The organism is Micromonospora sp. NPDC092111, assembly GCF_044755745.1.
In the GTDB taxonomy this organism is placed as follows: domain Bacteria; phylum Actinomycetota; class Actinomycetes; order Mycobacteriales; family Micromonosporaceae; genus Micromonospora.
Map to the genome: position 1 here is coordinate 253,444 of NZ_JBIVRQ010000009.1, position 6,953 is coordinate 260,396.

Annotated in this window: 8 protein-coding genes and 1 CRISPR repeat array (1 of these 9 running past the window's edge); of the genes, 1 reads left to right on the plus strand and 7 read right to left on the minus strand. The window is 68.4% G+C overall.

Annotated elements, in window-relative coordinates; all coding sequences use genetic code 11:
• A CRISPR array of direct repeats spans positions 1-2,056; the repeat unit is 37 nt; unit sequence GTTGAGATCCTCGCCGACGGCGGACCGTCGGCGCTGG (it extends 709 nt beyond the left edge of the window).
• Positions 2,057-2,188: 132 nt separating this feature from the next.
• Genes cas2 through cas7c form a run of 4 tightly spaced genes read right to left on the minus strand, consistent with a single transcriptional unit; the run spans position 2,189 to position 5,053 of the window.
• A complete protein-coding gene (cas2, locus tag ACIQG9_RS19540) occupies positions 2,189-2,479 on the minus strand; it encodes a CRISPR-associated endonuclease Cas2 (RefSeq protein ID WP_400404214.1) in 291 nt (96 codons plus the stop codon).
• Positions 2,479-3,510, minus strand: a complete 1,032-nt coding sequence (gene cas1c, locus ACIQG9_RS19545) for a type I-C CRISPR-associated endonuclease Cas1c (protein WP_400404216.1) — start codon at positions 3,508-3,510, stop codon at positions 2,479-2,481. The genes cas2 and cas1c overlap by 1 nt, the downstream gene beginning before the upstream one ends.
• Positions 3,503-4,144 carry a CRISPR-associated protein Cas4 gene (cas4, locus tag ACIQG9_RS19550; RefSeq protein WP_400404218.1) on the minus strand — a complete coding sequence of 214 codons (642 nt, stop codon included), beginning with the start codon at positions 4,142-4,144 and terminating at the stop codon, positions 3,503-3,505. The genes cas1c and cas4 overlap by 8 nt, the downstream gene beginning before the upstream one ends.
• A gap of 12 nt (positions 4,145-4,156) precedes the next feature.
• The gene (cas7c, locus tag ACIQG9_RS19555) at positions 4,157-5,053 is read right to left on the minus strand and encodes a type I-C CRISPR-associated protein Cas7/Csd2 (RefSeq protein ID WP_400404220.1); all 897 of its coding nucleotides are present in this window, start codon (positions 5,051-5,053) and stop codon (positions 4,157-4,159) included.
• Positions 5,054-5,082: 29 nt separating this feature from the next.
• Between cas7c and ACIQG9_RS19560 the strand changes: the two genes are divergently transcribed.
• Positions 5,083-5,871, plus strand: a complete 789-nt coding sequence (locus tag ACIQG9_RS19560; protein WP_400404222.1) for a hypothetical protein — start codon at positions 5,083-5,085, stop codon at positions 5,869-5,871.
• Here the strand turns inward: ACIQG9_RS19560 and ACIQG9_RS19565 are convergent.
• The 3 genes from ACIQG9_RS19565 to ACIQG9_RS19575 all read right to left on the minus strand — a co-directional run.
• Entirely contained in the window at positions 5,837-6,061 is a 225-nt protein-coding gene (locus ACIQG9_RS19565) for an IS3 family transposase (protein WP_400404232.1), read from the minus strand. The genes ACIQG9_RS19560 and ACIQG9_RS19565 overlap by 35 nt on opposite strands.
• The gene (locus ACIQG9_RS19570) at positions 6,049-6,762 is read right to left on the minus strand and encodes an IS3 family transposase (RefSeq protein WP_400404224.1); all 714 of its coding nucleotides are present in this window, start codon (positions 6,760-6,762) and stop codon (positions 6,049-6,051) included. Before ACIQG9_RS19570 ends, ACIQG9_RS19565 begins: the two co-directional genes overlap by 13 nt.
• The coding region (locus tag ACIQG9_RS19575; RefSeq protein WP_400404226.1) for a transposase at positions 6,759-6,953 on the minus strand (195 nt) is incomplete at its 5' end. The genes ACIQG9_RS19570 and ACIQG9_RS19575, both read right to left, overlap by 4 nt.

Consider the following 6,953-nt stretch of genomic DNA (forward strand, 5'->3'; position numbering starts at 1 on the left):
CGAGACCGACTTGCGGCACCGGACGTTGAGATCCTCGCCGACGGCGGACCGTCGGCGCTGGTCATGCGGTACAACGGCCTCCAGCGCAGCGGGCAGTTGAGATCCTCGCCGACGGCGGACCGTCGGCGCTGGTCGGGTGGGAGTGCCGACCCACCCCGGCGGACACGGCGTTGAGATCCTCGCCGACGGCGGACCGTCGGCGCTGGGGGCGACCGCTGGCCAGTTTGCGCTCACCTGGGCGCAGTTGAGATCCTCGCCGACGGCGGACCGTCGGCGCTGGCCGGGCCCGCGTCGACCTCGGCGTGGCCTGGCTCGACGTTGAGATCCTCGCCGACGGCGGACCGTCGGCGCTGGTTGATGGCCAGGGAGGCGGTGACGGCGGCGCGGATGTTGAGATCCTCGCCGACGGCGGACCGTCGGCGCTGGGGGCCCGGCACTTCACCCGGGTTTCCGGGTCGACCCAGTTGAGATCCTCGCCGACGGCGGACCGTCGGCGCTGGGGATGTCCGCCGACCGCCAGGCGACCTCGTTGCTGAAGTTGAGATCCTCGCCGACGGCGGACCGTCGGCGCTGGCTGGCGCGGAGACGGTCCGCGCCTGGGCGAGCGGGTTGAGATCCTCGCCGACGGCGGACCGTCGGCGCTGGGGCACCCCCTGGCGGTGGACATCGACGAGGACGACCTGTTGAGATCCTCGCCGACGGCGGACCGTCGGCGCTGGACGCGGCCTCGGCCCATGTCGGCGGCCGGTCCTCCAGTTGAGATCCTCGCCGACGGCGGACCGTCGGCGCTGGCTACGGCGGGCGGCGCGGCGTCAGGGCCTGGTCCTGGAGTTGAGATCCTCGCCGACGGCGGGCCGTCGGCGCTGGCTCTGACGGTGCCGACACGGGCCGTAGCCCGGTCTGTTCGTTGAGATCCTCGCCGACGGCGGACCGTCGGCGCTGGCGCTGCTGGGGCTGGTGGGGCTGGCCCGGGCCGCGAAGTTGAGATCCTCGCCGACGGCGGACCGTCGGCGCTGGGTACCTCTTGCCCTACCCGAGTGTCACGCCGACGCCGTGTTGAGATCCTCGCCGACGGCGGACCGTCGGCGCTGGCCCGCTCGACCCCACGCCGCCCGCCGCCCCAGACGTCGTGTTGAGATCCTCGCCGACGGCGGACCGTCGGCGCTGGCCGAGCCCACAGTTCCTCGCTGGTGCCGTGCAGCTCGTTGAGATCCTCGCCGACGGCGGACCGTCGGCGCTGGCCGTGGACAGGTTGTAGACGACGTCGCCGAGCTGGTCGTTGAGATCCTCGCCGACGGCGGACCGTCGGCGCTGGCGAGCGGGGTATCGGCATCCGCGTGCGGGAGCCGGTGGTTGAGATCCTCGCCGACGGCGGACCGTCGGCGCTGGCCGGATTCGCCATCGACAACCTCGAAACGTGGGTCAAGGTTGAGATCCTCGCCGACGGCGGACCGTCGGCGCTGGTAACCGCGCTGGGGATGACCGCTGCGGGCCGTAGCACGTTGAGATCCTCGCCGACGGCGGACCGTCGGCGCTGGCGTACGTCGAGTCGCCCGGCTCCGTCCACTGACACGTTGAGATCCTCGCCGACGGCGGACCGTCGGCGCTGGCGGTCGGCTCCCAGTAGGACACCGGGACGAACTGAAAGTTGAGATCCTCGCCGACGGCGGACCGTCGGCGCTGGAGCTCTCCGGATTGATGCCGTTGGCATGCCGAGTGACGTTGAGATCCTCGCCGACGGCGGACCGTCGGCGCTGGACGACGTAGTCGGGCGATATCCCGGTCCATCTTGGATGTTGAGATCCTCGCCGACGGCGGACCGTCGGCGCTGGAGCCGCTCGGGGAGTACCAGCAGTCATCGACCGTCGTGTTGAGATCCTCGCCGACGGCGGACCGTCGGCGCTGGACGACAAGCAGCTCGACCTGCTCGCCCAGGTCGACCTCGTTGAGATCCTCGCCGACGGCGGACCGTCGGCGCTGGGTCCTGCTGGCCCTCGACAAGCCGGTGTACATGTCGTCGTTGAGATCCTCGCCGACGGCGGACCGTCGGCGCTGGGCTTTCCGAGCTGCGGGAACGGCATCGCGGCTCTTGTTGGCTTCAAGAAGTAGCAGAAAAATGTCCGTTCCGTGGTCATTTATGCCAGGGAACCTCGCGCTTGTCAGCGTCGTGCTTGGGGTTCCTAGATCATCAAAGTAGGTGGTCGCCGTGGTGGGGTGCGAGCTGCGCGACGCCGAGTCGTTCGACTTGTTGGAGTGTGCCTGCGGTGAGGCGGTATAGCCGAATGTCGTCGGTGGTGTGACTGATGGTATCGGAGAGCTTCTGGCGGAAGGTGGGGAGTTGGGCGGCGGTGCAGGCGACTTCGAAGACGGATTTCTGCACTCTGATGCCGTAGCCTTCGCAGATTTTGGCTACTCGTCGTAGGCGTCGTTGGCCTTCGGGGGTGGTGGTGTCGACGTCGTAGGTGACCAGGTACTCCATCAGGCGGGGCTCCACGGGCTGTAGTGGGGTGTGTCGCCGCGCAGGTGTCGGGCGAGGAGTCGGGCTTGGATGAGTGGCAGGACGGCGGCGGGGATGTCCCGGTCGAGTTGGCGGTGGGGCCAGGGGCGGGCGCGGGTTTCGCTCCAAATAGTGCGGTAGGCGCGGCGACCGTCGTCGTTGAGTTCGTGGGCTCCGCCGGGGTGGTGGTCGAAGTGCTGGGGTGTGAGTTGGCGGCGGTTGAATGCGGTGAAGACCAACCGGTCTACCAAGAGGTGACGCATTTCTTCCATGAGGTCGAGGGCGAGGGCGGGTTTGCCTGGTCGGATGCCGTGTAGGTAGCCGATGTAGGGGTCGAGGCCGACGTGTTCGAGTGCGCCGTGGACGGCGACGCGGAGCATGCCGTAGCCGAAGGACAGTGCGGCGTTGACGGGGTCGGTGGGTGGTCTGCTGATGCGGTGGGTGGGTGCGGTGACTTGGGCGTGGTCAACGAGGAGGTGGCGCCAGGTGGCGACGTAGCGTTTAGCGGCTTGGCCTTCGATGCCGAGGATGACGTTGATGTTGTCGGTGTCGGGGAGTGTGGTGAGGTCGTCGGCGATGGCGGATGCGGTCGCGCGAAGGGCTTGTTGGCGGGTGCTTCGGGCGTCGGCGGCGGCGCGGAGTAGCACCTGTCGGGTGTTTTGGAGTTTGCCGGCGACGAAGGCGCGGGCGACTGCGGCGCGGCGGGCGGGGTCGCGGAGTGTGTCATGTTGGGCGACTCGCAGGAGCGGGTTGCCGCCTTGTGGGCCAATGACGCGTGCGCGGAAGCGGCCGTTGCCGGACAGCCAGGTCACGGAACGTTGGTCGGCTGCGCAGCGGTGCAGGAAGTCGTCGGTGAGGTTGACGCCGCCGAAGGCGACGACGTGGTCGATGCGCAGAAGTGGGAGACGTTTCGGGCCCTTGTCGGGGTGAAAGACCCGGACGGCGTCGCTTTCGAGGTGGACGCTGCTGCCTGGGGTCATGATGTAGAGGGTGTTCTTGATCAGTTCAGGCATTCCAGTCACCGGGTGGTCGGGGCGTGTAGAGGTCGACGGGGTTGGCCAGGGCCCGGGGTAGGCAGTCGTCGAGCAGTGAGCAGCGTCGGCATCGGCGGTCCGCCACCGGGGGTGGCAGTTGTGGGGCGAGCAGCATCGTGCGAAGTGCGTCGGCGGTCTGGCTCACGGTGGTGATGAGTGCGTCGGTCAGGTCTACCCGGTGTCGTCGCCGGTCGGCGTGGGTGAACACCTCTGCGTGGGGGACGTCGAGGTCGAGCATCTCGCGTAGGCAGAGGGCTTGGGCGGCGGCCTGTATGTCTGCCGGTCCGCCGGGCTGGTAGCGGCCGATCTTGTGTTCGACGGGGATGGCGGTGCCGTGGCCGATTTCGACTACGTCGCAGCGTCCGTAGAGACCCAGGGCTTCGCTCCAGACGGGGACCGCGTAGTGCTGCCGGTATCCGGGGGCGGCGGTGGCGCGGACGCCGGGGCGGTCGACGCGGTCGTGGGCCAGGTGCCCACGGACGGTGTTCACGTCGTCGGTGAACACGCCGTCGATGTGGATGAGGGCGGCCTGGCGGGGACAGTAAGCGTGGTGTTCCAGCGCCGACAGTGGGATTCGCCCGGCGTTGAGGTCCCCGTCAGGCCACCAGGTCATCGTCGGGTCTCCTCAGCCTTGCAGGATGTCGAAGGTCACGCCGGCGGGCAGGTCACCGACATCGGTAGTGACCTTGTAGTCGGTGAAGACACGGGGCGTGCCGACGCCGGTGACCCGATCGACGCGAATCCGGTCCAGCAGGGGCTGGGCGGGGGCATTGCCGAAGGCGTCGGAGTGGCTGAACACGTACAGGCCACGCATGGTCATGATGCCGCGGGTGGCGGTGCGGTCGTGGTCGAGCATGAACTGCAGGGTTCTGTAGAAGGCGGTGAGGTCTTCGGCGGTGACGCCCGTCTTGCGGGCCAGGGCGGCGGAATAGTGGAACTGCGCCCGGTACAGGCCGTAGGGCACGGTCCACTTGCTACCCATCTCGGTCTTCTCACCTTTGTCGATGTCTTCCTGCCGGGTCTGGGTTACCCGGGTGATGGCGTGTGACACGGGCAGGACGGGGTCGATAGAGCGGGCCATACCGAACTGCAGGGGACCACGGATCTGGCCGAGGGCCTTCGTCTCGCCGGTGGACAGCACCGCGCCGAACAGGCGTACGTCGACGTATCGGTTGGTCATCCACTGCCGGGCGGCCTCGGCCTGCTCGGGAGATATCTTGCGGGACTTCAGCTCGATCCCGGTTGCCTTGTACGACTCGGCGGTGCGGGTGTTGAGTGCGTGCCCGGCCTCGACGAACACGTGGTACCGGTCGGTCGGGTAGTTGAGCGTTTCGGCGGTCAGACCGATGGTGTCGCGGATCTTGCGCTTGAGCGCGACGTCGGTGACCAGACCATGGCCGGTGGCCTCGTCGACTCGGGGACGGTTCCCACCGTCGGGGTCGCCGTTGGGGTTGCCGTCGGTGACGTCGAAGAACATCACCGCGTCGTGGCGGACCGTCGGGTCGATCGTCTGCGGCTTCACTGCTCGTGGTTCCCTTCGTTGGTGTTGTCGTGATCGTCGGTGTGCAGGTCGTCGATCGGGATCTCGGGGGCCTTGCCGGCCCTGGCCATCCGGATATTGATCAAGGAGGATCGGTGAAACGAGGAAGATCTGTTTGGAGTCCGGTGTCCCGGATCCCGCGTCTGTCGCGAGGTCGCGGCGGGCGGGCGTTGGCTGCCGGGTTGTCGGTGGTGTTGGCGGCGACGATGGCGGACTGGGTGGTCGCACCGCTGGCTGCCGCGGCTCCCCAGCCAGTGGCTGAAGCCGGGCCTGTGGGATCGCAGGTGTTGGAGCGTCCGGATGAGGCGGCGGCGGTGACGACCGCGCGGTTGGCCGGTAAGAAGGTGCGGATCTCGGGGATGACGTCGGAGACGTCGGAGTTCTGGGCGCTCCCGGACGGACGGGTGGAAGCGGAGATTCACCTCGGTCCGGTGCGGCTGCGTGACGAGGAGTCCGGTGGTTGGAAGCCGGTGAACTTCACGCTGACGCCGCAGGCTGACGGGTCGGTAGCGGCGAAGGCGCACCCGGCGGGCCTGCGCCTGTCCGGGCCCGCTGGCGCGGGTGAGCATGATCTGGCGACGGTCGAAACCGATGGCGGGACGGTGTCTCTGGGCCGGTCCGGTCGGCTGCCCGCGCCGGTGGTGGAGGGCACGAAGACCACCTATCCGGAAGTGCGGCCCGGCGTGGACCTGGTGGTGGAGTCCACCCGTACCGGGTTCGAGCAGTTCCTGGTGGTGAGTTCCCCCCGCTTTGTTGGAGCGGTGGTTACCTGCTGCCGGCGGGCGCAGGGGTGGCGATAGGTGGCTCGGCTGGGTTGCTCTGGCGGATACGCCAGACGGTTTCGTACTCGTCGGGGCTGAGGTAGCCGAGTTCCTTCTGGATGCGGCGGGTGTTGTACCAGCCGTCGATGTAGGCGAAGATCGCGTTCTCGGCCTCGTCTCGCGTCCGCCAGCTCGTGCGGTAGACCAGTTCGATCTTCAGGTGGACCAGAAGTTCTCCATCAGCGCGTTGTCGTACGAGTCGCCGACGGAGCCCATCGACGGCAGGATTCCGTTGTCTTGCAGGCGTTCGGTGAAGCGGAACGACGTGTAGTTCGAGCCCCTGTCCGAGTGGTGGATCAACTGGCCGTCGCGGACGTCGCGGGACCAGATGCCGTATTCGAGGGCGGCGAGGATCAGGTCGGTGTCGCAGCGGTCGGAGATCTTCCACCCGACGATGCGGCGGGAGAAGACGTCGCGGACCGCGGCGAGCCAGAACACGCCCTGGCCGCAGGCGATGCGGGTGGCGTCGGCGACCCAGAGCCGGTTCGGCCCGGCAGCGGTGAACTGCCGGTTGACCAGGTCCGGTGCCGGCGTGTGCCGTGGGTCCTGCTTCGTGGAGCCGCCGCGCCAGCCGCGACGGAGGAACGCGCCCTGCCAGCCCTGGTCGGCCATCAACCGCTCGACCCGCTTGCGGCCCACGCGAATGCCGTCACGGCGTAGCTGCCGGTGTACCCGGTCCGCGCCGTAGGTGTGCCCGGACGTGGCCCAGATCTCGTGGATATTGGAGATCAGGCCCAGGTCGACCACGGCGCGGTCGCAGGGCTGTTCGGCCTGCTTGACCCACGCGTAGTACGTCGAGTCGCCGATGTTCAGAACCCGTAGCAGGAGCGCGACCGCGAACTGGTCACGGTGTTCGTGGATGAACCTCATGACCGTCGCCGGGTCGGGTCGAGCTCCGCCGCGAAATACGCGCTCGCCGCCTTCAGGATCTCGTTCGCCCGCCGTAGCTCGCCTACCTCTTTACGCAGCCGCCGGTTCTCCTCGGCCATCTCGCTGGTGGGCCGGTCGTGACGCTCACCCGCATCAGCCTCGGCCTGCCTGATCCAGTTCCGCAACGCCTC